The organism is Paraburkholderia sp. IMGN_8 (genome assembly GCF_038050405.1).
Lineage (GTDB): Bacteria > Pseudomonadota > Gammaproteobacteria > Burkholderiales > Burkholderiaceae > Paraburkholderia.
Window position 1 is genome coordinate 1,784,667 of sequence record NZ_CP150901.1, and the last position, 26,357, is coordinate 1,811,023.

Annotated in this window: 24 protein-coding genes; 16 read left to right on the forward strand and 8 right to left on the reverse strand. The window is 62.5% G+C overall.

All coding sequences use genetic code 11. The features are described from left to right. The first annotated feature begins 86 nt into the window (after window positions 1-86). A complete protein-coding gene (locus tag WN982_RS29230; RefSeq protein WP_341319457.1) occupies window positions 87-410 on the forward strand; it encodes a LysR family transcriptional regulator in 324 nt (107 codons plus the stop codon). 43 nt (window positions 411-453) lie between these two features. On the opposite strand, the gene WN982_RS29235 is transcribed toward WN982_RS29230, so the two are convergent. From WN982_RS29235 to WN982_RS29245, 3 genes are all read right to left on the reverse strand, one after another. Next, window positions 454-1,806 carry a DUF2325 domain-containing protein gene (locus WN982_RS29235; protein ID WP_341319047.1) on the reverse strand — a complete coding sequence of 451 codons (1,353 nt, stop codon included), beginning with the start codon at window positions 1,804-1,806 and terminating at the stop codon, window positions 454-456. A gap of 140 nt (window positions 1,807-1,946) precedes the next feature. Then, a complete protein-coding gene (locus WN982_RS29240; protein WP_341319048.1) occupies window positions 1,947-2,507 on the reverse strand; it encodes a hypothetical protein in 561 nt (186 codons plus the stop codon). 157 nt (window positions 2,508-2,664) lie between these two features. Further along, window positions 2,665-3,540 (reverse strand): LysR family transcriptional regulator, encoded by an 876-nt coding sequence (locus WN982_RS29245; RefSeq protein ID WP_341319049.1) that lies wholly within the window; start codon window positions 3,538-3,540, stop codon window positions 2,665-2,667. A 109-nt stretch (window positions 3,541-3,649) separates the two neighbouring features. Here WN982_RS29245 and WN982_RS29250 point away from each other — a divergent pair, with 109 nt between their 5' ends. From WN982_RS29250 to WN982_RS29260, 3 genes are all read left to right on the forward strand, one after another. Beyond that, on the forward strand, window positions 3,650-5,218 hold the full coding sequence (locus tag WN982_RS29250; RefSeq protein WP_341319050.1) for an MFS transporter: 1,569 nt from the start codon (window positions 3,650-3,652) through the stop codon (window positions 5,216-5,218). A gap of 127 nt (window positions 5,219-5,345) precedes the next feature. Next, complete coding sequence (locus tag WN982_RS29255) at window positions 5,346-5,825, forward strand: nuclear transport factor 2 family protein (RefSeq protein ID WP_341319051.1); 480 nt, start codon at window positions 5,346-5,348, stop codon at window positions 5,823-5,825. A gap of 93 nt (window positions 5,826-5,918) precedes the next feature. Next, window positions 5,919-6,788: a 2OG-Fe(II) oxygenase gene (locus WN982_RS29260; protein ID WP_341319052.1), complete on the forward strand. Its 870-nt coding sequence runs from the start codon at window positions 5,919-5,921 to the stop codon at window positions 6,786-6,788. A 378-nt stretch (window positions 6,789-7,166) separates the two neighbouring features. On the opposite strand, the gene WN982_RS29265 is transcribed toward WN982_RS29260, so the two are convergent. Then, window positions 7,167-8,606: an MFS transporter gene (locus tag WN982_RS29265; protein WP_341319053.1), complete on the reverse strand. Its 1,440-nt coding sequence runs from the start codon at window positions 8,604-8,606 to the stop codon at window positions 7,167-7,169. Window positions 8,607-8,920: 314 nt separating this feature from the next. Continuing rightward, a complete protein-coding gene (locus tag WN982_RS29270; protein WP_341319054.1) occupies window positions 8,921-9,805 on the reverse strand; it encodes an oxaloacetate decarboxylase in 885 nt (294 codons plus the stop codon). A 203-nt stretch (window positions 9,806-10,008) separates the two neighbouring features. On the opposite strand from WN982_RS29270, the gene prpR reads away from it, so the two are divergent. The 6 genes from prpR (at window position 10,009) to WN982_RS29300 (ending at window position 17,094) form a co-directional block, all read left to right on the forward strand. Continuing rightward, window positions 10,009-11,994: a propionate catabolism operon regulatory protein PrpR gene (gene prpR, locus WN982_RS29275; protein WP_341319055.1), complete on the forward strand. Its 1,986-nt coding sequence runs from the start codon at window positions 10,009-10,011 to the stop codon at window positions 11,992-11,994. A gap of 137 nt (window positions 11,995-12,131) precedes the next feature. Then, entirely contained in the window at window positions 12,132-12,695 is a 564-nt protein-coding gene (gene ahpC, locus WN982_RS29280; protein WP_341319056.1) for an alkyl hydroperoxide reductase subunit C, read from the forward strand. Window positions 12,696-12,848: 153 nt separating this feature from the next. Next, window positions 12,849-14,444 carry an alkyl hydroperoxide reductase subunit F gene (ahpF, locus tag WN982_RS29285; RefSeq protein ID WP_341319057.1) on the forward strand — a complete coding sequence of 532 codons (1,596 nt, stop codon included), beginning with the start codon at window positions 12,849-12,851 and terminating at the stop codon, window positions 14,442-14,444. Between the two features lie 298 nt (window positions 14,445-14,742). Next, a complete protein-coding gene (locus tag WN982_RS29290) occupies window positions 14,743-15,192 on the forward strand; it encodes a hypothetical protein (RefSeq protein WP_341319458.1) in 450 nt (149 codons plus the stop codon). Continuing rightward, window positions 15,189-15,827, forward strand: coding sequence for a hemagglutinin repeat-containing protein (locus WN982_RS29295; RefSeq protein ID WP_341319459.1), 639 nt, complete (start codon window positions 15,189-15,191; stop codon window positions 15,825-15,827). The genes WN982_RS29290 and WN982_RS29295 overlap by 4 nt, the downstream gene beginning before the upstream one ends. Before the next feature lie 112 nt (window positions 15,828-15,939). Next, entirely contained in the window at window positions 15,940-17,094 is a 1,155-nt protein-coding gene (locus WN982_RS29300) for an alkane 1-monooxygenase (RefSeq protein WP_341319058.1), read from the forward strand. A gap of 98 nt (window positions 17,095-17,192) precedes the next feature. On the opposite strand, the gene WN982_RS29305 is transcribed toward WN982_RS29300, so the two are convergent. Next, on the reverse strand, window positions 17,193-17,918 hold the full coding sequence (locus WN982_RS29305) for a pirin family protein (protein ID WP_341319059.1): 726 nt from the start codon (window positions 17,916-17,918) through the stop codon (window positions 17,193-17,195). A 131-nt stretch (window positions 17,919-18,049) separates the two neighbouring features. On the opposite strand from WN982_RS29305, the gene WN982_RS29310 reads away from it, so the two are divergent. Then, complete coding sequence (locus tag WN982_RS29310; protein ID WP_341319060.1) at window positions 18,050-18,940, forward strand: LysR family transcriptional regulator; 891 nt, start codon at window positions 18,050-18,052, stop codon at window positions 18,938-18,940. 105 nt (window positions 18,941-19,045) lie between these two features. On the opposite strand, the gene WN982_RS29315 is transcribed toward WN982_RS29310, so the two are convergent. Beyond that, window positions 19,046-20,062, reverse strand: a complete 1,017-nt coding sequence (locus WN982_RS29315) for a 1-aminocyclopropane-1-carboxylate deaminase (RefSeq protein ID WP_341319061.1) — start codon at window positions 20,060-20,062, stop codon at window positions 19,046-19,048. A 158-nt stretch (window positions 20,063-20,220) separates the two neighbouring features. Here WN982_RS29315 and WN982_RS29320 point away from each other — a divergent pair, with 158 nt between their 5' ends. The 4 genes from WN982_RS29320 to WN982_RS29335 all read left to right on the forward strand — a co-directional run bounded on the left by WN982_RS29320 (window position 20,221) and on the right by WN982_RS29335 (window position 23,986). Beyond that, window positions 20,221-20,730 carry an Lrp/AsnC ligand binding domain-containing protein gene (locus WN982_RS29320; protein WP_341319062.1) on the forward strand — a complete coding sequence of 170 codons (510 nt, stop codon included), beginning with the start codon at window positions 20,221-20,223 and terminating at the stop codon, window positions 20,728-20,730. A 136-nt stretch (window positions 20,731-20,866) separates the two neighbouring features. Further along, window positions 20,867-21,370, forward strand: a complete 504-nt coding sequence (gene msrB, locus WN982_RS29325; protein ID WP_341319063.1) for a peptide-methionine (R)-S-oxide reductase MsrB — start codon at window positions 20,867-20,869, stop codon at window positions 21,368-21,370. A gap of 44 nt (window positions 21,371-21,414) precedes the next feature. Further along, window positions 21,415-22,164, forward strand: a complete 750-nt coding sequence (gene msrA, locus WN982_RS29330; protein WP_341319064.1) for a peptide-methionine (S)-S-oxide reductase MsrA — start codon at window positions 21,415-21,417, stop codon at window positions 22,162-22,164. A 1,003-nt stretch (window positions 22,165-23,167) separates the two neighbouring features. Next, a complete protein-coding gene (locus WN982_RS29335; RefSeq protein WP_341319065.1) occupies window positions 23,168-23,986 on the forward strand; it encodes a helix-turn-helix transcriptional regulator in 819 nt (272 codons plus the stop codon). A 71-nt stretch (window positions 23,987-24,057) separates the two neighbouring features. Here the strand turns inward: WN982_RS29335 and WN982_RS29340 are convergent, their stop codons facing one another. Then, window positions 24,058-24,999, reverse strand: coding sequence for a LysR family transcriptional regulator (locus WN982_RS29340; protein ID WP_341319066.1), 942 nt, complete (start codon window positions 24,997-24,999; stop codon window positions 24,058-24,060). 150 nt (window positions 25,000-25,149) lie between these two features. Between WN982_RS29340 and WN982_RS29345 the strand changes: the two genes are divergently transcribed. After that, entirely contained in the window at window positions 25,150-26,349 is a 1,200-nt protein-coding gene (locus WN982_RS29345; RefSeq protein ID WP_341319067.1) for an amino acid aminotransferase, read from the forward strand. The last annotated feature ends 8 nt before the right edge of the window (window positions 26,350-26,357 follow it).

Sequence of the window (26,357 nt, forward strand, 5' to 3'; positions counted from 1 at the left end):
GCTGTTCGTGTATGCTTTCGCGCATGGCTGACATCGCGAAAACCAAACCACGACCCGCGAAAACGCGCCCCGAAGTGCGCTTCAGAATGCGCATCCGCAGCGGCGACGCCGTTGCGCTCGGGCCCGGCAAAGTCGAATTGCTCGAAGCCGTGCGCGAACACGGTTCAATCTCGGCTGCGGCGCGCAGTCTCGGCATGTCGTACCGGCGCGCCTGGCTGCTGATCGACGAACTGAACCGCTCGCTCAAAGCGCCCGCCACGCACTCGGAACAGGGCGGTCAAAGCGGCGGCGGCTGCACGCTGACGGCCGTCGGCGAAAACATCATTCGCCTTTATCGCGACGTGGAAGTGCAGGCGCAACGAAGCTGCGCCAAACAGATCGCCGAATTGACCAGGCTAATCCGCTCCTGAGCGGCTTGTGCCCGCTTGTACCGGCCTGCGCCCGTTTTGGGGCTCAACCGTGGCGCAGACAGAACGCTGAAGGCGTCGGATTGTTGAGCTGGGCAAGATGCTCGGGATGCAGGCGCGCCATCAATTCGACGAAGCTTGCCACGCTGGCCGTGCGCAACGGGTGATAGCCGAGCCGATGGCGCTCGCAAACGCGTTTGAGCATATTCATCGAATCGTGATCGATGCAGTCGACCGGAAACACGACGATGTCGGCCCCAGGCAGCGCCGCGGCAAGCAGGCCTTTGCGGTCTTCCACGCCGCCGTCGTGCACCACGAAATCACCGCCGGCCGCTTCCACCAGCCGCTTGAGCGCGGCATTCGAACCCGGCCTGCCGCCGACATACACAATCCTTTTGCCCCGCACGCTATCGAGGCTGGCGCGGCGGGTGCCCGTTCCGTGTATGGCATGCGCCGCGTCTACGGTCGCGCGTTCCAGCGCATCGCATTCGCCCTGCACCAGCTTGAGAAGCGCCAGCGTCTGATCGCGGCTCTTGCGCAACACTTCTGCGGCACCTTGCTCCTGGAGCAGGCGCTGTTCCGCGGTCTCGCGGCGGCTGGTATGCAGCGCCACCCTCTGATCGGCTTCGACCAGCTTGTCGCGCAGTCTTTGCAAGTCGGCTTCGAGATCGGCGGCGTCGGTCGGCGTCTGGCGGGTGGCCAACGCTGTGAGCTGGGCGATCTGCTCGGTCAAAGCGCTGAGCGACGCGTCGTGCTGCATGCTGAGCGCCTGCAAGCGGCTCTGCTGCCGCTCGATTTTCTCTTTCAGCGCGGCATTTTCTGCTTCGAGGGCGACCAACCGGCGAATGTCCGCGCGATTGGCCGCGCCGACCAGATGCGACAACATGTGCAGTTCACCGAATGCTTTCTCACGCACGTACAAAGTCGCATACGGATGCGTCATCAAGGCCCAGTAAGCCGGCGGAATGTCGCCGCTTTTCAGCGCTTCGTCCCATAGTTTCAGCAAGGCCTCGTCGTCGGCGGCTTTGTCGAAGCGGCGAATCGCCGCCGCATAGTGCTCGTCCAGCAACTTATGCAGCGCCTTGGCGCCCGGGCCACCCTCGATCGCAAGTTCGACGGCCGCGTGATGAATCTCGAGATCGCTCGCGTGCTGACGGTCGAGCCCAGTGAATCTGGGCACCAGCTTGCGAAGTTCATGCGTGCTGAGACACGTGCCGATGATCGAACAATGCAGATGGCTGTCAAGTTCGGTCAGTCGCGCGCGCCGCGTGGCGTTCGGGAGCGACACTTCGGCCGGCATGCAGCATGGATCCGCCGCGCGAATGCGACTGCCGTCAAGCTCGTCGCTGGACAGTTTGAAGCGAGAAGTCTGGGCGAGACGAAAGGGGGGCGTGTGCATGTTGACCTCGAATCGGGTTCCGGTGTCAGGCTGGTTGGCCGCATGTTTTGGGCATACTCACGACGCAACGGTCGTTATCGATGTATTCGACGGGATATAGCGATGCGAAAAAAATAGCGTTCATGGGTGGCATTGGCGCGTTAGTCGTTTGAACGGACGAGGCTTGGCTCGGCGTGCGTTTGGCGCGGCGAGGCGTTTCGGCGGCCGGTGCGCTTTGCGACGGCCATGCTTCTTTCGCTGGCCTCACGCGCGTGCTGCTCCAGAACGTGTCCCACGCAAAGGCCGATAAAGGCGGCATCGAGCCGTTCGAGTTCCGCCACTACTTTGCGTAACGCAGCAAGGTCGTTGCTGAACGCATCGGAAAAAATCGCGTCGCGAAGCTGCTCGGCTGAACGCGCTTCTTCGATCGCCGCCTTCAGCTCTCGCAGACGGACGAACGCCGCTGCCTGGGCCTGTTCCGCAAGGATCGACAGCAGCTGGTTCAACGAATGCGAACCCGAGGTGCCGACCGAGGCGAAGTTCACCTGGTCGTCGGTCAGCATCAGCACGAAGCGCAACACACTGCCGTAAAGACGTCTGAATGCATCGACAACGTCGCTGATCAGGTCGGCGCGGCCACGGTCGGACGCCGGCTTCACCGCGACGATGGTCGACGAAAGCTCATTCGGGAAGCGCTCGAGGCTTCCCCTCGGGTCGGACAATGTGGATCGACTGCGCACTTCTGCTGGCTCCCGCTCGCGTGTTCCGCTTCATCATGCACTGGCGGCGGGTTAGCCGCTGCACATCACGAAGCCTACCGTGATATTCGAGAGGATATAACGAATAACGGTGCGAGTGTTAGGCGGGCATAGTGCGGCGTCACCCGTTCCGGGCGAACTCGAGGAACGCACGCACAGCCGGAGTCCGTTCGAACTTTCGATAGGCAAGCGCAATTTCCGAAGGGATTGGCTTGCCGGCGATGTTCCGGTACACGACGCCCGGCAACGCGATGCAGCCGGCGAGCGTATGCGGCACGACCGCCACATTGCCGCCCAACGAGACGCAAGCCAGCACCGCGGCGAGTGTGCCCGGGCGTGGCCCGAGCCGCGGCGAAAAACGCCCGCGGCGCGCGACTTCGAAGGTGCCGGCTTCCTGTTCCGGCAGCACGAAACATTGGTCGCGCAGTTGCGACGGCTTGATGCTCGGCGAGGCGGCCAGCGCGCAATCGTCCGGCAGCGCGAGGACGAACATGTCGCGATGCACGGTCGTCGCCTGAATGCCGTCGGCGAGCGGCATCGGCGGGCGCACGTAGGCTGCATCGAGCAGACCGTCGCTCAGCATTGTGGCGACACCGTCCATCGGCACCTCGCGAATCGAGATGTCGACGCCCGGATGCACTTGGCGAAATCCACCGACTGCCCGTTGCAACACGCCCGCGTACGCCGCCGACGCCACATAGCCGACTTCGACCCGCCCCAGTTCGCCGCGCTCGGCCAGAATCGCGCGTTCTTCACCGCGCGCGAGATGTTCGAGCGCGCTGAGCGCTTCGGCCAGGTAAGCACTGCCCGCGGCGCTCAACGCCACCGAACGCTTGGTGCGGTGAAAGAGCCGCACGCCGAGCAGCCGCTCCGCCTCCTGGATCAGCTTGGTCAGCGAGGGAGCGGCGATGCCCAATTCGTCGGCGGCGCGCGAGAAGTGCAAGTGCTTCGCGACGCAAACGAGCGCGTGGATATGGCGAAGTTCGAGTTGGCGCATGGTATTTAGTATTTCCGCTGAAGCTAATTATTTTGCGATTCTATGCCAATGACAGGTAATAGAGGCGCCGCTACCATGAGCCGACTCCGACCTGACTCTGTCCGCCTGTATGTCATCCACACCTGCCCATGCAACACCGCAGGCGCCTGCCAACGCCGCGTTCGTGCTAGCCACCGCATCGGCGACTTGCGCGCTGATCGTGCTCGACACCAATGTCGTGGCCGTCTCGTTGCCGTCGATTGCGCGCTCGTTTCACGCGAGTTTCGCCGATGTCGAATGGGTGGTCAGCGCGTACATGGTCGCGTTCGCGTCGTGTCTGCTGCCCGCGGGTGGTCTCGCCGACCGCGTCGGCCGCAAGCGGATGCTGCTGCTTGGGCTCGCTGTGTTCTTTCTGGCGTCGCTCGGCTGCGGAGCGGCGCCATCGGCGGCCATGCTGAACGTGGCGCGCGCGATCAAAGGCGTCGGCGCCGCGATGCTGTTGACGGCGGCGCTCGCCGTGATCGCGAATACTTTTCACCAAGGCCCCGCGCGCGTGCGCGCCTGGGCCGTATGGGGCACCTGCATGGGGCTGGCGACTACGGTGGCGCCGCTCGTCGGCGGCGTGATTACGCAATGGCTCGGCTGGCGCTGGATCTTTCTGCTCAATCTGCCCGTGTGCGCGGTGCTCGCATGGTGCGCGTCACGCTCGATTCGCGAGTCGCGCAATCCCGAACCCGGCCCGCTCGACGCCGCCGGCAGCATCCTGTTCGGCCTCGCGCTGGCGCTCGGCATCTGGGCGCTGATCGAGGTGCCGGCGAACGGACTCGCGAGTTGGGCGACCGGCGCGCGGCTGGCCGCATGCGCGCTGCTCTTCGGCGCGTTCGTCCAGGTGCAACGGGTACGCTCGCATGCGATGGTCGATCTCACGCTGTTCCGCCAGCCACGCTTTGTCGCCGCCGTGCTGGCGATGTTCGGTTACGCGGCTTGCGCGCAGGTGATGATGACGTTCCTGCCGCTCTACTTGCAGAACGCATTTGGTTTGTCGGCGGTGGCGGCGGGCGTCGGCATGTTGCCGTTCGCGCTGGCGATGGTGGTCGGGCCGTACATCGGCGCGGCGCTGGCGCGGCGTCTGCCGAGCATGGCGCTGCTCGCTGCGGGGTTGTTGCTGATCGCGGCCGGCAATCTGCTGACGGCACTGGTGGCCAGCGACGCACGCTATGCGCTGGTGGCGCTCGGCATGATCGTCACGGGGCTCGGTGCGGGGATTCTGAATGGCGATACACAGAAGGCCATCATGGCTTGTGTGCCGCCGAACCGAACCGGGATGGCGTCCGGCATCAGCACGACGACGCGTTTTACGGCCGTCGTGACGTCGGTCGGTGTGCTCGGCGCAGTACTGGCGGCGCGTACCCACGCCGCGTTCGTGGCCGGCACCAATCTGACGCCTGCTGTGAAAGCCGCACTGGACGCCGGTTTCATGTCGCGCGTACTAGCCGGCGATACTGCGCAAGCCACGGCTCATCTTCCGCCAGCGCTGCGCGTCACGCTGGTGTCTGCCGCGCACGTGAGCTTTGCCAGCGGTTTTGCCGCGGCGCTTTATCTGGCAAGCGCTAGTGCCGTGTCGATCGCTGCCGGTGTATGGCTGCTGGGCGGCAAAAGCGCAGCCGCGCGGGTGCGTGGCGCCGCATCGAACGGATAAGTTGCGATCCGCCAGGCGCCGCCCCGGCCGGCCCGTTTTCAGCTATCGTGTGTTGCGTGTCCGCGAAGCCTCGCGGGCGCTATCCCGCCTGGCCTTTTCGGGCACGGGGCAACGTACAACAGAAAAAATGAGCCATCCCAACACCGAACTGATCGAGCGTTTTTATACCGCGTTCCAACAGCGCGACGCCGAAGCAATGGCCGCCTGTTATGCCGACGACGTGGTTTTCAGCGATCCTGCATTAGGCGAGTTGCGCGGTGAAGAAGCGCGCGACATGTGGCGCATGCTGGTTTCGCGCGCGCAGGATTTTTCTCTGACGTTCGACGGCGTTCAAGCGGACGAACGCGAAGGCCGCGCCCACTGGGTAGCGCGCTACACGTTCAGCCAGACGGGCCGCACGGTGGTCAACCGGATCGAAGCCCGCTTCGTGTTTCGCGACGGCCGCATCGTCGAACATCGCGACAGTTTCGACCTGTGGCGTTGGGCTCGTCAGGCCCTGGGCGTCAAAGGCGCGGTGCTCGGCTGGACGCCGTTCGTGCAACGCGCGATCCGGGCGCAGGCGAGAAAAGGGCTCGACCTCTATCGACGCAGGCAGCGCCGGGCTTGAGCGGCAAGCGCGGAGGCACGCCCTCAGCCTTGCGCTTGCCTTGATCCGGCCAGATGATGCAGTATTTCGTCACGCCGACGAACGGGGAATGCTATGCGTGTAGTGGATGCAGCCTGGGAACACTGGCTGAGTACCAATGTAGAGCGCGGTTGCAGCATGGAGTCGATGATCGATTCGATGGTGCAAGCCGGTTTCGCCGCTGAAGCGGCCAGCGCCGCGGTGCACAAGGCATTCGGCACGAACGTGGCGAGCCTGGCGAAGGGCGCGACCGAGGCGGCCCTGCCGAAAGCCGCGCTGCACGCGTACCAGTACGACGATGTGCCCGTCGCGCGCGGCAATCTGATCCGCGCGCACGATCGTGATGTCAGGGTGCTGATGCGCTGCGAGCGGCCTCAGGTGATTGTGTTTGCCGACGTGCTGTCGCCGGATGAGTGCCGCGAGATGATCGAACGTTCGCGTCACCGGCTCAAACGCTCGACTATCGTCAATCCCGAGACCGGCAAGGAAGACGTGATTCGCAATCGGACCAGCGAAGGTATCTGGTTTCAGCGTGGCGAAGATGCGTTCATCGAGCAAATCGACCGGCGCGTGTCGAGTTTGATGAACTGGCCGGTGGAGAACGGCGAAGGGTTGCAGATTCTGCACTACAACATTAGCGGCGAATACCAGCCGCATTTCGACTATTTCCCGCCGGATCAGCCGGGCAGTGCGGTGCATACCGCGCAGGGCGGGCAGCGTGTGGCGACGCTGATTGTCTATCTGAATGATGTGGCTGACGGCGGGGAGACGATTTTTCCGGAAGCGGGGTTCTCGGTCGCGGCAAGGCAGGGAGGGGCGGTGTATTTTCGGTATATGAATGGGCAGCGGCAGCTTGATCCCTTGACCTTGCATGGCGGCGCGCCGGTGCTCGACGGCGATAAGTGGATCATGACGAAGTGGATGCGGGAGAGGGCTTACGGCTGAGGCGCCGTTGTGCTTTTTTCTTGGCCTTTCCTTGATTTGTTATTGGTTTGTTAGTGTTGCCCCTGTGCGGGGCGGCACCTACTTTTCTTTGTCCACCAAGTGGACTTCCTTCGGGGCGCCGGCCGCAAAGAAAAGTAGGCCAAAGAAAGCGGCTCAAACCGCTAATTCTTAAGCGGGTCCCTCGCGCAGTCACGGTAGTGGAGCATCTGGAATCTGTGTTCTCGCACATTTTGCGTGAGTGACAACGCAGTCATACTTCCGGCGGCGCTGCGCGCGCCGCAGCGGTACTTCACAACACCGATAGCAGGTATGGGCTTGCGGCGTCTTCTTCCTACTCCGCACTGCGAGCGCCGCTGCCGCTTCTCGCTAGCTTCACCGTCAGCCCTTCGCGGGATCTTCGGCGCCGCGCGAACCGCCGCCGATGCTTTGGCCGGCGTCGTGCGCAAGACCCATGTAGCCGATCACCGATATCAGCGTCAGCGCGCCAGCAAGCAGAAACGCGAGGCGGAAGTCGTCGAGCGTGAAAACGCGGCCCGTCGTCTCGCCATTGACGAACGCAGCAGCGCGCAGCGATACAGCGCCGAAGGCGATGCCCAAGCCAATCGTCATCTGCGCCGCGGCGCTCCATAGGGTACTGGCCGCGCTCATCTGCGGCTGTGCCACGTCGGCGTAGGCAAGGGTGGCAAGCGTCGAGAATTGCATCGATCGCGCCACGCCGTAAATGAAGACGACGAACAGCACGAGCGCGAGCGGCACGTTCGGCGTCAACAAGCCGCACGCGATGATGAACACGCCAGCCACCGTCACGTCGACGATCGACACCATCCGAAAACCAAAACGCTGCAAGATGCGTGTGGTCAGCGCCTTCATGCCGAGGTTGCCAAGCGCACTGGCGAGCAGCAGCAAGCCCGATTTGAACGCGGACAAGCCGAAGCCGATCTGGAACAAAAGCGGCATCAGATACGGCACCGCGCCTATGCCGATGCGCGTCAGCGAACCGGTTACCACGGTCACCGAGAAGGTCGGGATCCTCAGCGTCGATACGTCGATCAGCGGATGCGGATGCCGCTTCGCATGTTGGAACGCCACCACGCCAACCAGCAACCCGCCGGCGATAAACGCCGCGGCAATCCACGGATTCTCGCCAGGCTGGCTTGCCAGTTCGGCGCCGTACAGGATCGCCGTCAGCGTCGCGGCGCTCAGCAGCAGGCCCACCACGTCGAGCGGCTTGCGTTCGCTGCCGCGCAGGTTTGGCACCAGCGCGAGCGCAACAGCCATCGCTGCCAGACCGAACGGCACATTCAGCAGAAAGATCCAGCGCCACGACGCATAAGTCGTGATGAATCCGCCCACCGGCGGTCCGATCACCGGCGCGGCGATCGCGGGCCAGGTGATGGTCGAGATCGCTTGCATCATCCGGCTCTTCTCAGTGCTGCGGACCACGATCAGGCGGCCCACCGGCACCATCATCGCTCCGCCGATGCCCTGCAGGAGCCGTGCGGCGGTGAACTCGGTCACGTTCTGCGACAAGCCGCACAACACCGAAGCCACCGTGAAAACGCCGATCGCGCTGAAGAACACCGTGCGCGAGCCGCAGCGGTCGGCGACCCAGCCGCTCGCCGGAATGAAAATCGCCAGCGCCAGCATGTAAGCCGTCATGCCGAGGCTCAGGCTGTTCGGGCCGACGCCGAACGAATGCGCCATCTGCGGCAACGCGGTGGCGATCACCGTGGTGTCGAGGTACTCCATGAAGAAGGTGGCAGCCACGATATACGGCAGCCAGCCGACATGCGAATTACGTGCGCCGGCGCCGGTCATGGCGCCGTCCTCATCGCGCTGCGCGTGGATTCGATGACGCCGCCACCGTGCCGGCGCGTACTGCAAGATTGTTTGGACTTCATGTTCTTGCGACTTCCCTTCGAAAACGTGTTTCCGGCATCCCCAATATGTGGACGGGCAACGAGATCGCGGCCGACGGTGACGTGGCAGGGAAAGATCACGCATGGCCGCTAGCCCTGAATCCTAACGCAATAAAGTGAACGCTACCGCCGGGGAGGGCGGTTGCAAGGCGTAAGGCAAGCGGCCGGCGGGCGCGTGCAGGCTTGCCGGAAACACTTCGCTCTTCGCGTCGATCAATCCTTCGCCGCGTATTCGCGATCGAGCTTGTCGTACAGCGGCTTGTTGACGAGCCGCTGGCGTTCGCTGAACGGCGCGACCAGCGTGGCGTCTTCGTCGAGGCGCCCATTGCTCCTGAGCATGCCGAGCGCGCGTTGCATGCCGAGCACTGCGCCTTGCAGCGCCGCGTTCGCGTACAGCACGATGCCGTAACCGAGCTTGGCGAGCGCTTCGCGCGATTGCACCGGCGTCTTGCCGCCAATCACGATGTTGATCAGTTGCGGCTTGTCGAACAGCGCCGGCAGGCGCTCGATGTCGGCGAGCGATTCGGTCGCTTCGATAAACAGAATGTCGGCGCCGGCCTCGATGAAACGATGGCCGCGCTCGATTGCATCTTCGATGCCGTGCACCGCGGCCGCATCGGTGCGCGCCATGATCTGCAGATTGCCGTCTTCGCGGGCATCGACGGCCGCGCGAATCTTGCCGACCATTTCGCTCGTGCTGACCACTTCCTTGCCGGCGAAGTGGCCGCATTTCTTCGGCATGATCTGGTCCTCGAACTGGATCACGTCGGCGCCGCTGCGCTCGAGCACGCGCACGGTCTGGCGCACGTTCAGCGCGTTGCCGAAGCCTGTGTCGGCGTCGACGATCAGCGGCAACGCGACCGCGTCGCGAATCCGCGCCGTGTGTTCGGCGACTTCTGCGAGGCCGATGAAGCCGAGGTCGGGCAGGCCCAGCGACATGTTGGTGACGCCCGCGCCCGTGATGTAGAGCGCTTCGAAGCCGGCGTCTTCAATCACGCGCGCGCTCATCGCGTTGAAGGAGCCGGGCACGAGCAGGCCCTGGCGTTCATTGACTTTGGCGCGGAAGGCGGCGCGGCGGGTAGCGGAAGAGGTGGACATGATGGTTTGTCTCCGGGTCGTCAGAAGTGGGATAGAAAGGCCAGCGTGGTTTGCAGGAAGCATGCCAACTGCCGGTGCGCGGATTTGCGCCGAACAATCAGTAGGTTAGGCGCTAAGGCGCGGCACGGTGGTTCATGGCAGAATGGCCCGCATGTTCCATGAAACGTTTCGTGGAACGTTTCAGCTACGACCGGAGCGCTGCGGTGTCTACTTTCACTTCCCTTGCCAACCAGAACACCGGCCGTCCAGGCGTTGCCCTGGTCAGTATCAGCCGTCTGCAAACGCTTTGCGAAACCGTCGCGCCGCGCTATGCCGGGCGCGCCAGGTTTTTCTCGGTCCGCGAAGGGTACGGGGCCGCCGTCACCGCATTGCAGGCCTATGTCGATGCAGGCGCGGTGGACGTCGTGCTGGCGGCCGGATCGAACGGCGCCTACTTGCGCGACAACCTGAACGTGCCGGTCGTGATGGTCAAGGTGAACGGCTTCGACGTGTTGAGCGCGATCACCCGCGCCACCACCACGTGGCCCGGCGCGCAGATCGGCCTCGTGCTGCACGAAACGATCTCACACGAACTCGCCGACCTCAGCGCGTGGCTGAACGTCGGTCTGAAGCAGCGCGCCTACCGTTCAATCGACGAAGTGCGGCTCGCCGTCGACAACCTGGCCGCCGAAGGTTGCAGCGTCATCATCGGCCCGGGCATGGCATGCGATTTTGCACAGCAAGCCGGTCTGGAGAGTGTCTTTCTCTACTCTCTCGGGGCAGTCGAAGAAGCGTTCGAGCGCTCGGTCGAACTGGCGCGCGTGAGCCGTCAGAAGGAATCGAAGCGTGTGCGTCTGAACACGATCGTTGCTCACCTGCGCGATGGCGTCGCCGCCTTCGACGATGCCGGTCAGCTCGAAGCCGTCAACCCGGCGATGCTCGATCTGCTCGGCCTCGACGCCCCGAAGGAAGTCCCCTTGGGGGATCGCGAACAGGACGTAGCCGTGCAACTGGCGCGCGCTGTCGGACCGCTGTTGCGCGAGACGTTCGAACACGGCACGCCGATCGAAGAGCGCATCGAGCAGATCGGCGGCCGTGCGTTGATCGTTAACTGCGTGCCGATCGTCGAGCAGGGCATGCGCTCCGGCTCGGTGGTGACGGTGCAGGACGCGCTGGTCGCGCAGCGGATCGACCGGTCGCTACGCACCAGCCAGCGGCCGAAGCATCTGGTCGCGCGGCACGATCTGGATGATCTGATCGGCGGCTCGGCGGCGCTCGAGCGGGTGCGGCGGCTCGCGCGCGCGGGCGCCGCGCACGACGCGACCGTGCTGTTGAGCGGCGAAAGCGGCACGGGCAAGGAACTGGTCGCGCAGGGCATCCACAACGCCAGCCGGCGGCGCGGCAATCCGTTTGTCGCGTTCAATTGCGCGGCGCTGCCCGAGGGGTTGATCGAGAGCGAACTATTCGGTCACGAGGAAGGCGCCTTCACCGGCGCGCGGCGCGGCGGCAAACCGGGCCTCTTCGAGATCGCTCATACCGGGACGATTTTCCTCGACGAGATCGGCGAGATGCCGGCGGCGCTGCAAAGCCGCCTGCTGCGTGTGTTGCAGGAGCGCGAAGTGATGAAGCTCGGCTCGGGGCGCGCGACACCAATCGACGTGCGGGTGATCGCCGCCACCCACCGCGATCTGCATGCGCTGGTTGAGCAGGGCGTGTTCCGGGCGGATTTGTATTTTCGTCTGAACCTCCTTCAGATAGAATTGCCCCCGCTGCGCGAACGGCGCGGCGATGTAGCCCAACTGGCGCGGCACTTGTTAAGCCGCAGCGCGCTCCAATATGGACTGTCGGGCGCGGCGCTCGAGCGGGTACTGGCGTTCCTCACGCCCTTGTTCGAGCACTATGCGTGGCCGGGCAACGTCCGGGAGCTGGAGAACCTGCTGGCGCGCGCCGCGATTTATCTGAGCGATCCGGCCGGCGAGGCCTGGCAGGATCTGCAAGCGGTGTTTCCGGAGTTCGGGCGGATGAGTCAGGCAGCGGCTTTGCCGACGCTTGATGCCGCGGCTGACGCCGCCGGTGGCGCTCCGGCCCGCGTCACCCCGACCCGCGAGGACGTCATGCGCGCCCTCGCGCAGTCCGGCGGCAACCGCGCCGCGGCGAGCCGGGCGCTCGGGATCGGCCGCACAACCCTGTGGCGGCTGATGAAGGACTGATCCGGCGTAATAGCCGCCGGCAGGTCGGCGGATAGCGTAATACTATCGCTATCATTAAAACTATCCGCTTTACCTATTAAGCGACGTCTGACATACTGACTCCACTTTCCAACCACTCAGCAAAGAGGACTCAGTAAATGCCGATCATCAACAGTCAAGTCAAACCGTTCAAGGCACAGGCTTATCACAACGGCGATTTCATGACCGTCACTGAAGAAAGCCTGAAGGGCAAGTGGTCGGTTTTCGTTTTCTACCCGGCTGACTTCACGTTTGTCTGCCCCACCGAGCTGGGCGACCTGGCCGATCGTTACGCCGAATTCCAGAAGCTCGGCGTCGAAATCTACAGCGTGTCGACCGATACGCACTTCACGCACAAGGCATGGCACGACACGTCGGACACGATCCAGAAGATCAAGTACCCGATGATCGCTGACCCGACCCTGGCAATCTCGCGCAACTTCGACGTGCTGATCGAAGAAGAAGGTCTGGCACTGCGCGGCACGTTCGTGGTCAACCCGGAAGGCGAGATCAAGCTGTGCGAAATCCACGACAACGGCATCGGCCGTGACGCTGGCGAACTGCTCCGCAAGGTGCAAGCTGCGCAATACATCGCGGCTCACCCGGGTGAAGTTTGCCCCGCCAAGTGGACGCCGGGCGCTGACACGCTGACCCCGTCGCTCGACCTGATCGGCAAGATCTAAGGTCCAGGCCCCATCGCAGTAGGCGCCGCGTTGCGGCGCATCTCCGTGCGGACCGCTTCATAGCGTGGTCCGCGCGTCCCCGGGCTGCGCGCTTCCTATCCGGAGGCGTGCGGCGCCCGGGACCCAACACCCCTCGTCACGGAATCGAAAGCCATGCTTGACGCCAATCTCAAGACTCAGTTGAAAACGTACCTCGAAAAGGTTAGCAGGCCTATCGAGATCGTCGCGTCGCTCGACGACAGCGCGAAATCGCAGGAGCTGCTGGCATTGCTGAACGATATCGCGACGCTGTCGGAGCGCGTCTCCGTGATCGAACGTCGCGGCGACGACCAACGCAAGCCGTCATTTTCGATCGGCGAGCCGGGCAAGGAAGCGGGCATCCGTTTCGCCGGCATTCCGATGGGGCATGAATTCACGTCGCTCGTCCTTGCGCTTTTGCAGGTCGGCGGCCATCCGGTCAAACTCGACGATGCGGTGATCGAACAGATCCGCGACCTCGACGGCGACTATCAATTCGAAACGTATTTTTCGCTGTCATGCCAGAACTGCCCGGAAGTCGTGCAGGCGCTGAATGTGATGGCGCTGATCAACCCGCGCATCCGCCACGTGGCAATCGACGGTGCGCTGTTTCAGAACGAAGTCGAAGCGCGCCAGATCATGGCGGTACCGACCATGTTCATGAACGGCGAAGTGTTCGGCCAGGGCCGCAGCGGCGTGAAGGAAATCCTCGCGAAGCTCGATACCAATACCGGTGCGCGTGCAGCGAAGGAACTGGAAAAGAAGCCGGTGTTCGATACGCTGATCGTCGGCGGCGGCCCTGCGGGCGCGGCGGCGGCGATTTACTCGGCACGCAAGGGTATTGCGACGGGTGTCGTGGCGGAACGCTTCGGCGGGCAGGTGCTCGATACGCTGGCGATCGAAAACTTCGTCTCCGTCACGGAAACGGAAGGGCCGAAGTTCGCCACGGCGCTCGAACAGCACGTGAAGAGCTACGAAGTCGACATCATGGACGTGCAGCGCGCCGAAGCGCTGATCCCGGGCCGCATCAACGAAGTGCGTCTGGCAAACGGCGCGGTGCTGAAGGCCAGGACCGTTATTCTGGCGACCGGTGCGCGCTGGCGCGAAATCAACGTGCCGGGCGAGCGCGAGTATCGTAATCATGGCGTCGCGTACTGCCCGCATTGCGATGGTCCGCTGTTCAAGGGCAAGCGTGTCGCGGTGATCGGCGGCGGCAATTCGGGCGTCGAAGCGGCCATCGATCTCGCGGGTATCGTGCGTGAGGTGACGCTGTTCGAATTCGGCGCACAACTGCGTGCCGACGAAGTGCTGCAACGCAAGCTGCGCAGCCTCGCCAACGTGACGATCGTGACGCAGGCACAGACCACTGAAATCACCGGCGACGGCAAGAAGGTCAACGGTCTGGTTTACAAGGATCTGCGTTCGGGCGAAACGAAGAACGTCGAACTTGAAGGCGTGTTCGTGCAGATCGGTCTCGTGCCGAACACCGAGTGGCTCAAGGGCACGGTGGAGTTGTCGAAGCACGGCGAGATCGTCGTCGATGCACGTGGCGCGACTTCGGTGCCGGGCGTGTTCGCCGCCGGCGACGTGACGACGGTGCTGTTCAAGCAGATCGTGATCGCGGTAGGCGAGGGCGCGAAGGCATCGCTCAGCGCATTCGATCATTTGATCCGCAGCAGTGACGATGACGAAGTGGTCAGCGAGGCTGAAGCGGAACTGGCGGTTAGCTGATGTTGTTTCGGTAATGGACGGCGGCCTTGGTGGGCCGCCGTTTTTGTTTTTGCTGCAACTGAGCCCGCCTTTGTGCGGGCTTTGTTTTTTGCCTGTCCGGGCTACTTCATATCCGGTCAATGCTCGATAGGACAAGTCCGATTTGACACGAAGCGTTGTATATGGCTCAAGAGTGACGATAAGTTTGAGCCTGTCCGATTCATCTGGCGCTAGTTTACCGGTCCTCACAAAGTAGCATACCGAATGAGACCAGATGAACAGGAACAACTACCGGCTGGTGTACAGCCGACCGAGAGGAATGCTTGTAGCCGTCGAGGAAACCGCCACGGCGGCGGGCAAGGCAGCAGGACAGACCCGCACGCGCGGCACAACACGTTGCACAGCGTTTTTCACGCTCCGGCAGATCGCATTCGCCGCGCTTGCGCTGCTCGGCGCACTGCCGACGTTCTCCGGTGCGCAGATCGTTGCAGGCGGAACGCACGCACCGTCCGTAGTCCAGACTCAAAACGGTCTTGACCAGGTCAACATCAACCGGCCCACAGGCGGGTCAGGCGTTTCCGTCAATACCTATACACGCAGGCGGCGCCGGCCGATATCAACGTCACCGGCAGCGCGATCAGTCTCGACAAGGGAGCGGCGACGCTGGCGGCAGCGGGCAATGTCAACATCGGTGCGGCGACGGAAACGCATGTCGATAATTCGCAGGAATCTGGCGTCACGAACAACGCAAGCACGATTGGCTCGCTGAACGGTAACCTTTCGATTCAGGCAGGCAACAACCTGCATGTCACGGGCAGCGACCTGATTGCGGCGCAGAACATCACGGGCACGGGCGCGAACGTCGTCATTGACGCGGCGACCGACACCGCGTCCCGCTCGCAGACGCAAACCTCGCATACCAGCGGGCTGTCGATCGGGCTTTCCGGTTCGGTGGGCGATGCGATCAACAATGCCTACTCGCAAGGCCAGGCTGTCAGCCACTCTGCGAATAGCGGCAATGATCGCGCGGCGGCTCTGCATGCGATTGCAGCGGCGGGCAATGCAGCCATGACCGTGGCCGGTGTGACCGGGGGCGCGCTCATGAAGAACCCGAGTATTGGCGTACAGGTCAGCATCGGGTCAAGTAGCAGCCGCAGTGATTCAGGCGAAAGTCAGACGACAAACCGGGGTTCGAATGTGACTGCCGGCGGAACCACGGCTTTTGTAGCAACCGGAGACGGCACGCCTGGCAGTGGCAAACTGACCGCGACGCTGACGTTCTGCAAGTGCGCTGCAACAAACCTCCAAACACCCGTTTCATTCACCCGCTCGAAGCACACCCCGCACGCCCCGTCGACGGCCCCTTCGTTTGGAGCCGCGCACCTGGGCCCATTCCTTGGCTAATCCGGCCGCCAGCCATATAAATCTGTGAGTCGGACAAAGTCCTGCTGACCCGCATGCCGGCTGGCAAGCCGACGCTCGCGGACACAGGGCGACATAAAACAAGGAGGGAGACATGGCAACATCGCAAGCGGTCCCCGCGCGGTGGGTCGACGGCAAACGCTATCTATGGCTGCTCGGCGCGCTGACCATCACCTTGCCGTTGCACGCCGCCAATCTGGCGTTGCAGACCGGCTGGCATATCTTCTGGTGGTTCGGGCCGATTTTCGTGTTCGGCATCATCCCGGTACTCGACTATCTGATCGGCGACGATCCGGGCAATCCGCCCGACGACGTCGTCGCCACGCTCGAAAAAGAGCGCTATTACCGCCGCATCGTCTATCTCGCCACCTTCATCGAATACGTGTCCTTCTTCGGCGCGGCGTGGATCGTCGGCACGCACGCGCTAGCGTGGTACGACTATCTTGGCTTCGCGCTCTCGCTAGGCGCGGCGACCGGCGTGTCGATCAACACCGCGCACGAACTGGGTCACAAGACCGACCGGTTCGAGCGATGGCTCGCGAAGATCACGCTCGCGCCCGTCGCTTACGGGCATTTCTTCGTCGAACACAATCGCGGTCATCATGTACGCGTGGCGACGCCGCCCGATCCGGCCAGCGCACGCTATGGCGAGTCGTTCTGGGCCTTTCTGCCGCGTACGGTATTCGGCAGCATCGCATCGGCATGGCGCCTCGAGAAGCACCGGCTCGAACGCCTCGGCAAATCGCCGTGGACGTGGCGCAATGAAGTACTGCATTCATGGGCCATGACCGTCGTGCTGTGGGGCGCGATAATCGCGGTGTTCGGCAAAACGGTGATTCCGTTCCTGCTGATTCAGGCGGCGTACGGCGCGTCTTTGCTCGAAGTGGTCAATTATCTTGAACACTATGGGCTCGGCCGCAAACAGCTTGCGAGCGGCCGTTATGAGCGCTGTCAGCCGCAGCACTCGTGGAACAGCAATCGTATCGTGACGAATCTGTTCCTTTATCAGTTGCAGCGTCACGCCGATCATCATGCGAATCCGACGCGCTCGTTTCAGGCGCTGCGCCATTTCGACGGTGCGCCGCAATTGCCATCCGGTTACGCGACGATGATCATGTTCGCGTATGTGCCGCCGCTCTGGTTCCGTGTGATGAACCCGCGTGTGGTCGCGCACTATCAAGGCAATATGACGCAGTCGAATATCCGGCCGGCGATCCGCGAGCGCGTGTTGGCGCAGTTTGCCGGCTAGCGCGGACTTACCTGTAATGAGACACGCCGCCCGGTTATACCGGGCGGCGTTTCTTTATCAAGCACTAACGGGCAAGCTCACCGCCGGTCGACGTCATATTAAGACCACAACTCCGACATCTCGATGTTACGCAGATCGAACACCAGCACTTCAGCGTCGTGACCTTGCGTGAAGGTCAGCGCTTCTTCACCGCGGACCCGCGCACCGTCGCCTTCGCCGAGTTCGACACCGTTCACCGTCACGCTGCCGCGTGCAACATGCACGTAAGCGTAGCGATTGCTGGCGAGTTCGAGGCGGGCAGTTTCGTCACCGTCGAAAAGACCGGCATATACGCGCGCATCCTGTTGCAGCACCAGCGACTCATTCGCGCCGTCCGGCGAGATCACGAGGCGCAGCTTGCCGCGCTTTTCTTCCGCGCTGAAGTGGCTTTGCTGATAACGCGGCGGCGTGCCTTTTTGTGCGGGTGCAATCCAGATCTGCATGAAATGCACGGGATCGTTTTTCGAATGGTTGTATTCGCTATGCGCGACGCCGGTGCCTGCGCTCATCAACTGGATGTCGCCAGGCACGATCACCGAGCCGGTGCCCATCGTGTCCTTGTGTTCCAGTGCGCCCTCCAGCACGTACGAGAAGATCTCCATGTCGCGATGCGGGTGCTTGCCGAAGCCTTGCGCCGGCGCGACGCGGTCGTCGTTGATCACGAGCAGGTCTGAGAAGCCGTTCTGCTTCGGGTCGTGATAGTTCGCGAAGGAAAACGTATGACGCGAACTGAGCCAGCCGTGCTCCGCGCGGCCGCGTTGATTGGCGTGTCTGATTTCGAGCATCGTATTTCTCCTTGGTTTGTGCGATCCGGCCAGATGTTTGTCCGCGATCCATGAACGACAGTTTAGGTCAATCAGGGCGTATATAATCGCCTCTAAATCGGAAACACTGTCTCTTTCAGGTAGACAATTCCATGCAACTCGACGACATGCGGATCTTCGTCGCGACGGTCGACGCTCATAACTTCACCGCTGCGGCCAAGCGGCTGTCACTGTCGAAACAGTTCGTCAGCCGGCGCGTGATGGCGCTGGAGGAGGCGCTCGGCGTGCAGTTGCTGATCCGCAATACGCGCAAGCTCGCCGTTACCGAACTGGGCCAGGAGTTTTATGAGCGCGCGCGGCGCATTCTCGGCGAGGTGGAGGATGCGGAGCAGGCTATGTCGCTGCGGCGCGCCGGGCCGCGCGGTTTGTTGCGGGTCAGCGCGCCGATGTCGTTCGGGATGATGCATCTGTCGCCGCTTGTGGCGATGTTTCTGCGCAAGCATGGAGATGTGCGATTCGATATGGAGCTGAGCGATCGCACTGTCGACGTGGTGGGCGAGGGTTTCGATATGGCGATCCGGATCGGCGCGTTGCCGGACTCGACGCTGATCGCGCAGAGGCTCGCCGACGTGCAGATGGTGGCGTGTTGCAGTCCTGCTTATGTGCGTCGGCGCGGGGCGCCTGGGGTGCCTGCTGATCTGGAGCGGCATTCCTGCTTGCTGTATGGACACGGTGGGGTGGTGAGCTGGGAGTTCGTTGTCGGCGGCGCGGTTAAGAGTTTTGACGTGCAGGGGCCGTTGCGGGCGAATAATGGGGATTTGATTCGCGATGCGGCCGTGGCTGGGTTGGGGATTGTTCGGCTTCCTGATTTTATTGTTGCCGATGCTATTCGGCGCGGTCAGTTGGTGACCGTGTTGGATGAGTTTTTGCCCCGGGCGGCGACGGTTTATGCTGTCTATCCGCAGCATCGGCAGAGCTCAGTCACCATTCGGGTTTTTGTTGCTTTTCTGCGGGAGCAGTTGGGGAAGGTTTTGGTTTCTTGAGTTTTTTCCGTGGAGCGTTGTTATTCTTCCGGCGGCGCTGCGCGCGCCGACGCGGTACTTCTCAACATCGTTCGCTTTGCGCCGCCGCTTGCGGCGGCTCCCTGTTTATCCGTTCCGGAAAATGAAGCTATAGGCATTCAGCGCCGGTACGCCGCCCAAGTGGGCGTACAGCACGCGTGAACCGTCCGGAAATTCGCCCTTGCGTACCTTGTCGATCATGCCGTGCATCGATTTACCCTCGTACACAGGATCGGTCAGCACCCCCTCGAGGCGCGCGCACAAACGGATTGCCTCTAGCGTGCCTTCGTTCGGCAAACCGTACTCCGGGCCGCCGTAGCGTTCGTCCAATACCACGTCCTTCTCCGTGATGTCGCGTCCGAGCTCGACTTTTTCTGCCGTCTGTTTTGCGATGCGCGTGATTTGCTCGCGCGTCTGCGCGGGTTTCGCGGAGGCGTCGATGCCGATCACGCGTTCGGCCCGGCCGTCCGCAGCGAAACCGACCACCATGCCGGCCTGTGTGCTCCCCGTCACCGAACACACGACGATGTAGTCGAACTTGAAACCAAGCTCGGCTTCCTGCTGACGTACTTCTTCCGCAAAGCCGACGAAACCGAGGCCGCCGAGAGGATGGTCGGAGCAGCCTGCCGGAATCGCGTACGGTTTGCCGCCGGCAGCGCGCACGCTTTCCAATGCATCTTCCCAGCTCTTGCGAAAGCCAATGTCGAAGCCGTCGGCGACCAGCCGCACGTCGGCGCCCAGAATGCGCGACATCTGAATGTTGCCGACACGATCGTATACAGCGTCCGAATAGTTGACCCAGTTCTCCTGCACCAGCACACACTTCATTCCCAGATGCGCCGCGACCGCCGCCACCTGGCGGGTCTGGTTCGACTGGATCCCGCCAATCGATACCAGCGTGTCGCAACCCTGCGCCAACGCCTCGGGAATCAGATATTCGAGCTTGCGTGTCTTGTTGCCGCCAAACGCAAAGCCGCTGTTGCAGTCCTCGCGTTTCGCATACAGATGCACCTTGCCGCCAAGGTGATCGCTCAAACGCTTCAGCGGCTGGATCGGCGTCGGCCCAAAAGTCAGCGGATAGCGAGGGAATCGTTGCAGGTTCATGGCAGCTCCGGTTGTAGGTTTGACGCGGACAGCAAGCCTCCGCGTTAAACACATGGTAGGGAAAAGCGCTCGAAATGAGCTTGCAAAAAAATTTTGCCAGGCCTACTTTAAAGACTTGAAAATCTTGAATGACGTAATAAAACGTCGTATATAAACTCATGAGCGCAACAAAAATTCGTAAGATGTCAACGGCCGAAACCGATCCGCTTCAGGCGCTCGATCGTATCGACCGCGCGATCCTGCGCCAGCTGCAAACCGATGCATCGATTTCGAACGTCGCGCTCGCGGCTAAGGTAAAGCTGAGCGCGCCGGCTTGTTTGCGGCGCGTCGAGCGGTTGAAGGAGGCGGGGCTGATTCGCGGCGTTGTCGCGTTGATCGATCCGAAGGCTGCGGGGGCGGGGATGCTGGTGATCATCGGCGTGGTGCTGGATCGCTCCACGCCCGAGTCGTTCGCGGACTTCGAGAAAGCCGCGCAGAAGGTGCCGGGCTGTATGGAATGTCACGTCGTCACCGGCGAGTTCGACTACTTCATGACGATCCGCACACGCGATAGCGACAGCTTCAATCGCCTGCACGCGGAGCAGTTGCTGTATCTGCCGGGCGTGCGCCAGATCCGCTCTTTCATGGTGCTCAAGGAGATCCTGTCGACCACTAAATTTCCGCTGTAACTGCCGCCGTCAAGCGAAAAGACGCGCATGCTGTCATAAAAGCCGCGTCCGGCCGACTAAGCATCGAGACCACTCGCGGGAGGCGCCGGAGGCGCTGGAACGGGGTGAATGGCACGGACTTTGCGGGGCGATCATCATGGTTTGCAGCAGACGGATATTCTTCAGGTTAATCGGCGCGGCATCGCTTGCCGGCGGCACATCGGCGTGGCGGACGGCGCTCGCCGCGGAAACAAATGCGGCGGCCGCGTACGAGGTCACGCACAGCGACGCCGAGTGGCACAAGCTGCTCACCGACGCGCAGTACAAGGTTCTGCGCGAAGCCGGTACGGAGCGGCCCTTTAGCAGCCCGCTAAACAACGAGCACCGCGCCGGCACGTTTGCATGCGCCGGCTGCAAACTGCCGCTGTTTTCATCGAAGACCAAGTTCGACAGCGGCACTGGCTGGCCGAGTTTCTGGCAGCCGCTGGATCATGCCGTCATCACGCGCTCCGACAAGTCGTTCGGCATGACGCGCGATGAAGTGTTGTGCCGGCGTTGTGGCGGCCACCTGGGCCATGTCTTCGACGATGGACCGAAGCCTACCGGCCTGCGTTATTGCATGAACGGCCAGGCACTGGTCTTCACGCCGGTGGCGGCATGAGCAGGCATCGCGCGGGGCGCGCCTATCCAATCAGGACGAACATCATGAGCATCGGAAAACGCATCATTGGCAAACCGGCCCGCTCGCGCGTGGCGGCCATCACGCTTTCGCTGGGACTGTGCGCGGCGGCGCTGCTGGGGACACAGCGTGTGGCGTTCTCGTCGGAGGCCGCGGTCGTGATCGCACCGCCCGCGCTCGACGAGCCGATCTCCGCCGCCACGGCGCACGAGGAGACTGCCGTGTTCGCCGGCGGTTGCTTCTGGGGCGTGCAGGGTGTGTTCCAGCACGTGCGTGGCGTCACGAAGGCCGTGTCGGGTTATTCCGGCGGCCAGCGCGATACTGCGCAGTATGAAACCGTCAGCGGCGGTGAGACCGGCCATGCCGAGTCCGTTCAGGTCACATTCGACCCCACCAAGGTTACCTATGGGCAGTTGCTGCACGTGTATTTTTCGGTGATTCAGGACCCGACCGAGCTGAATCGTCAGGGGCCCGATAGCGGCACGCAATATCGTTCCGCGGTGTTCCCGCTTAACGATATGCAACGGCGCGTCGCGCAAAGCTATATCGCGCAACTCGACAAGGCGCGTGTTTTTCCTGCGCCGATCGTCACGAAGACGGAGCCGTTCAAGGGGTTCTATCCGGCTGAGTCGTATCACCAGAACTACCTGACGATGCATCCGAATTCCGCGTATATCGCGATTAATGATATGCCTAAGGTCGCTAATCTGAAGCGCCTGTTTCCGGCGCTGTATCGGGATAAGCCAGTGCTGGTGGAGGCCGCGCAGTCGCAGTAGTAGTTACCTACGGGGTTGGTCTTTGGGTTTTTTGCCTTTGGCGGCGGCATTGGTGGTTGTGCCTGCGGTGTTGGCCTTTCCTTGATTTGTTAGTGGTCTATTAGCGTCGCCCCTGTGCGGGGCAGGCACTTACTTTCTTTGCCGCCGCAAAGAAAGTAAGCAAAGAAAGCGGCTTCACACCGCTAGCTCTTAAGCGGGTCCCCTGGCTTGGAGGAGGTAGTGGAGCATCTGGAATCGGTGTTCTCGCGCACTCCGCGTGAGTGACAAGGCAGTCATACTTCCGGCGGCGCTGCGCGCGCCGCAGCGGTACTTCTCAACACCGATGGTGCGTAAGCGCTTCCTGCGTCATTCTTCCCGCCTCGCACTGCGTGCTCGCCGGAATGGTCTGCACGGGAAACCAGTGGGTTCGTTTGTGCGCGGTGGGAGCCATCGGCTTCGCCTCGGCGAGGCGCTGAATTATGCAGGTGCGACCCACCGCGCCGGGCCAAACGAAGATGCTGAAACCGGCTGGCGATTTGATGAAGTACCGCCGCGAGTTACGCTAGCGCAGCAAAGGCAAGCCGCTACGATTGAATAACCGCAGGCACTGGAAGTGCCCGATGGACCGGATGGTTTTCTGAAGTACCGCTGCGGCGCGCGCAGCGCCGCCGGAAGTATGACTGCCTTGTCACCAGCGCGGAGTGTGCGAGAACACCGATTCCAGATGCTCCACTACCTCCTCCAAGCCAGGAGACCCGCTTAAGAGCTAGCGGTGTGAAGCCGCTTTCTTTGCTTACTTTCTTTGCGGCGGCAAAGAAAGTAAGTGCCCGCCCCGCACAGGGGCGACGCTAATAGACCACTAAGAAATCAAGGAAAGGCCAACGCCGCAGGCGTACAACCAAAGACCCACGCCGTAGGCAAACAACCAAACCCCAACCTCGTAGTCAAATAAACCACCCCCCGGGAAGGCAAAAAACCTGTGTTACGCTTTCCCCAAGAAACTCTCGATGTAATTCCACATTCCATGCGTTCCTGGCGCATCCCCCACCCCCCGCCCAGTGGGCAAATCCAAACCGCTCGGGCCACTGACCTCGTCATGTCGATCTCACATGCCGATCCGGACGCGCTCGCCGCAAGCATATTAAAAACGGTCGGCGACACCCTCCCAATCTCGCAGTGCGCCATCTTCGCCTACGAATTCGACGCCAGACCGCGCACAGTCTCAGCGGCCGACCACCGCGGTGGCCGATTTCTACGGGACGTCGCCGATCGCTATGCCACGCACTTCTACGCGCTCGACGGCAACCGCGCGATAGTAGGTAGCCCGCAATCGAAACACCCGCACGGCGCGCTAGTGCTCCATCAGCAGCAAAGCGAAGAAATCGAAAACGAAGCGTACCGTGCCGCCTGCTACGCACAGCCCCACGTATCGGACCGGCTATCGTTGCTCGTGCAACCCATGGAAAGCGTCTGGCTCTCGGTCAATCTGTATCGCGATAGCGCCTACGGCATGTTCCAACCGGGCGAACTGGAGCACATCGAAAGCGTTGCGCATCTGTTCGCGCACGCGGCCAAAAGCCATTACGCAATCAACGGTCAGCATCAGCAAGGCTCGGCAGCCGCGATGCTGGCCCGCGTGAGGCGCGCCTGCCCGGCGCTCACGCCGCGTGAACTCGATGTTCTGCGCGGCACGCTCGAAGGGGCCAGCGCCGCGGAGATCGCCGAACGAATGGGCATCAAACCCACGAGCGTCGTCACGTATCAGAAGCGTGCCTACGCGCGGCTCGGCATCTCCAGCCAGCGCCAATTGTTCGCGCTGTGTCTGCTGCCGCAGCCGTCCTGATCCGGCGTGAACAAAATGTGACGCCGAACGTCCGACGGTCAGCGACAAATCAGCCACCGATCAGCCGAAAATCACCCTCGCTTAGGCCTCGCCTCAGCCTGCGTCTCGCGATCCCAGCGTTTTAGCCATGGCGCGATGAAATCGACGAAACCATCCGCCGGCGGTGACAGCGCGCGTTCGGTCGAGCGATAAACGCACACCTCGCGGATCGTTTCAGGATCGACGATCCGCTTCATCATCAAGCCGAACGTTCTGGCGAGCGGCGCGACATAAGCCGGCGCGAGCGTGACGGCGAGCCCTTGCGCGGCAAGGCCGAACGCTGTGGTGACGTTGTCCACCACGTCCACGGGAATGATGCGTGCCTCGACCGGCAGATTGGCCAGCATTTGCGCCACCGCGCGCTCGTGGTCGCGCCCGGTGGCGACAATCGGCACATCGCGCAGATGCTGCCACAGCACCCGGCGCCGCGCGTTCAATGGATGCGACGGCGCGCACCACATCACCCACGGGCTCACAAACGCCGGATCGCATCGGACCCGCGTGCCGCTCTGGCGGTCGGGGCCGATCGCCAGATCCACATCGCCGCTTTCCACACGTTCCACCAGCTGCTCGACCACGGTGTCGCAAATGCGAACCACCACCTTCGGCTTGTCGCGTGCATATTCGGCGATGGCCGCAGGCAGCGCGGTCGCCGCGATCACCAGCGGCGCGCCGACCCGCACGATGCCGGCGGCGCGATTACGGATATCGTCAGCGGATTGGGCGGCCGCGCGTACATGGCGCAGCACCGATTCGGCCGATGATAGAAAATCCTGTCCCGCGCTCGACAGATTGACGCGCCGCGTAGTACGGTCGAAGAGACGAAAGCCCAGTTCCGTTTCCAGCTCGGCCAGCAACTGGCTGACCGCCGACGAGGTCAGCCCGAGCCGATCCGCCGCCGCGCCGATACTATGCAAATCGACGATGGCGAGAAACGCTTCGAACTGCCGGATGGTGACGCGAGTGAGAGGCATGAGGCGATTCTAAAGAAAAACTTACGAATCGTGAAAAATCGATTGATTGTGCCCGACACACACCTGGCCGACACTGGCCTTTCTCGACACCCGCATCCAAAGGCGCATTAGACTTCGTCTCTCTGCAAAGCCAACACTCAAGGAATTGCCATGTTCGACCATATCCCCGCTTATCCCGGCGACCCGATCCTGAGCCTGAACGAGGACTTTCAACTCGATCCGCGCCCGAACAAGGTCAACCTGAGCATCGGCATCTATTTCGACGACGCCGGCAAGCTGCCGGTGATGGACGCGGTGCGCCGCGCGGAAACCGCGCTGCTCAATTCGATCGGGCCGCGTTCCTACCTGCCGATGGCCGGCTTGCCGCAGTATCGCGACACAGCTCAGGCGCTGGTGTTCGGCGCCGACAACGAAGCACGCGCAGCGGGCCGGATTGCGACCTTGCAGACGATCGGCGGCTCGGGCGCGCTGAAGGTCGGCGCCGATTTTCTGAAACGTTATTTCCCGGCCTCGCAGATCTGGATCAGCGACCCGAGTTGGGAAAATCATCGGGTGGTGTTCGAAGGCGCGGGCCTCACGGTCAACACCTATCCGTACTATGACGAACGCACCGGCGGCTTGCGTTTCGCGGACATGCTCGACACGATCGGGCGCTTGCCGGAACAAAGCATCGTGCTGCTGCACGCGTGCTGCCACAATCCGACCGGCGTCGATCTGGATCAGGCCCAATGGGCCGAACTGGTGCCGGTATTGCAGCGCCGCAAACTGATTCCGTTTGTCGACATGGCGTACCAAGGCTTCGGCGCGGGTCTGGAAGAAGACGCGGCATGCGTTCGCCTGCTCGTCGAAGCCGGTGTGCCGTTGATCGCGGCCAACTCGTTCTCGAAGAATTTCTCGCTGTACGGCGAGCGCTGCGGCGCGTTGAGCGTGGTCTGCAAAAACGCGGAAGAGGCCGGCCGCGTGCTGGGTCAATTGATGTCGACGGTGCGCGCGAACTACAGCAATCCGCCTACGCACGGCGCGCGCCTCGTTGCCAATGTGCTGGCCGATGCGACGTTGCGCGCTTCGTGGGAGGCGGAACTCGGCGCCATGCGCGAGCGGATTCTCGCGATGCGCGAGACGATTCACGAAGGTCTCGCAGGCCGCGTCGATGAAGTGATGCGCGCGCGTTACGTCGCGCAGCGCGGCATGTTCACCTATACCGGCCTGAGCGAAACACAAGTCGAGCGCTTACGCAGCGAATACGCGGTGTATGTGCTGCGTTCCGGACGTATGTGCGTGGCCGGTTTGAATGCGCGCAACGCCGACTATGTGGCATCGTCGATCGCGGCGGTGGTGGCGAGCGCATAGCGGCTGAT

Bases quoted from the DNA above. Each gene is read 5' to 3' on its own strand.
- WN982_RS29230 (WP_341319457.1), top strand. From the start codon at position 87: ATGCGCATCCGCAGCGGCGACGCCGTTGCGCTCGGGCCCGGCAAAGTC.
- WN982_RS29235 (WP_341319047.1), bottom strand. From the start codon at position 1,806: ATGCACACGCCCCCCTTTCGTCTCGCCCAGACTTCTCGCTTCAAACTG.
- WN982_RS29245 (WP_341319049.1), bottom strand. From the start codon at position 3,540: ATGCGCCAACTCGAACTTCGCCATATCCACGCGCTCGTTTGCGTCGCG.
- WN982_RS29250 (WP_341319050.1), top strand. From the start codon at position 3,650: ATGTCATCCACACCTGCCCATGCAACACCGCAGGCGCCTGCCAACGCC.
- WN982_RS29255 (WP_341319051.1), top strand. From the start codon at position 5,346: ATGAGCCATCCCAACACCGAACTGATCGAGCGTTTTTATACCGCGTTC.
- WN982_RS29260 (WP_341319052.1), top strand. From the start codon at position 5,919: ATGCGTGTAGTGGATGCAGCCTGGGAACACTGGCTGAGTACCAATGTA.
- WN982_RS29265 (WP_341319053.1), bottom strand. From the start codon at position 8,606: ATGACCGGCGCCGGCGCACGTAATTCGCATGTCGGCTGGCTGCCGTAT.
- WN982_RS29270 (WP_341319054.1), bottom strand. From the start codon at position 9,805: ATGTCCACCTCTTCCGCTACCCGCCGCGCCGCCTTCCGCGCCAAAGTC.
- ahpC (WP_341319056.1), top strand. From the start codon at position 12,132: ATGCCGATCATCAACAGTCAAGTCAAACCGTTCAAGGCACAGGCTTAT.
- ahpF (WP_341319057.1), top strand. From the start codon at position 12,849: ATGCTTGACGCCAATCTCAAGACTCAGTTGAAAACGTACCTCGAAAAG.
- WN982_RS29290 (WP_341319458.1), top strand. From the start codon at position 14,743: ATGCTTGTAGCCGTCGAGGAAACCGCCACGGCGGCGGGCAAGGCAGCA.
- WN982_RS29300 (WP_341319058.1), top strand. From the start codon at position 15,940: ATGGCAACATCGCAAGCGGTCCCCGCGCGGTGGGTCGACGGCAAACGC.
- WN982_RS29305 (WP_341319059.1), bottom strand. From the start codon at position 17,918: ATGCTCGAAATCAGACACGCCAATCAACGCGGCCGCGCGGAGCACGGC.
- WN982_RS29310 (WP_341319060.1), top strand. From the start codon at position 18,050: ATGCAACTCGACGACATGCGGATCTTCGTCGCGACGGTCGACGCTCAT.
- WN982_RS29315 (WP_341319061.1), bottom strand. From the start codon at position 20,062: ATGAACCTGCAACGATTCCCTCGCTATCCGCTGACTTTTGGGCCGACG.
- WN982_RS29320 (WP_341319062.1), top strand. From the start codon at position 20,221: ATGAGCGCAACAAAAATTCGTAAGATGTCAACGGCCGAAACCGATCCG.
- msrB (WP_341319063.1), top strand. From the start codon at position 20,867: ATGGTTTGCAGCAGACGGATATTCTTCAGGTTAATCGGCGCGGCATCG.
- msrA (WP_341319064.1), top strand. From the start codon at position 21,415: ATGAGCATCGGAAAACGCATCATTGGCAAACCGGCCCGCTCGCGCGTG.
- WN982_RS29335 (WP_341319065.1), top strand. From the start codon at position 23,168: ATGCGTTCCTGGCGCATCCCCCACCCCCCGCCCAGTGGGCAAATCCAA.
- WN982_RS29340 (WP_341319066.1), bottom strand. From the start codon at position 24,999: ATGCCTCTCACTCGCGTCACCATCCGGCAGTTCGAAGCGTTTCTCGCC.
- WN982_RS29345 (WP_341319067.1), top strand. From the start codon at position 25,150: ATGTTCGACCATATCCCCGCTTATCCCGGCGACCCGATCCTGAGCCTG.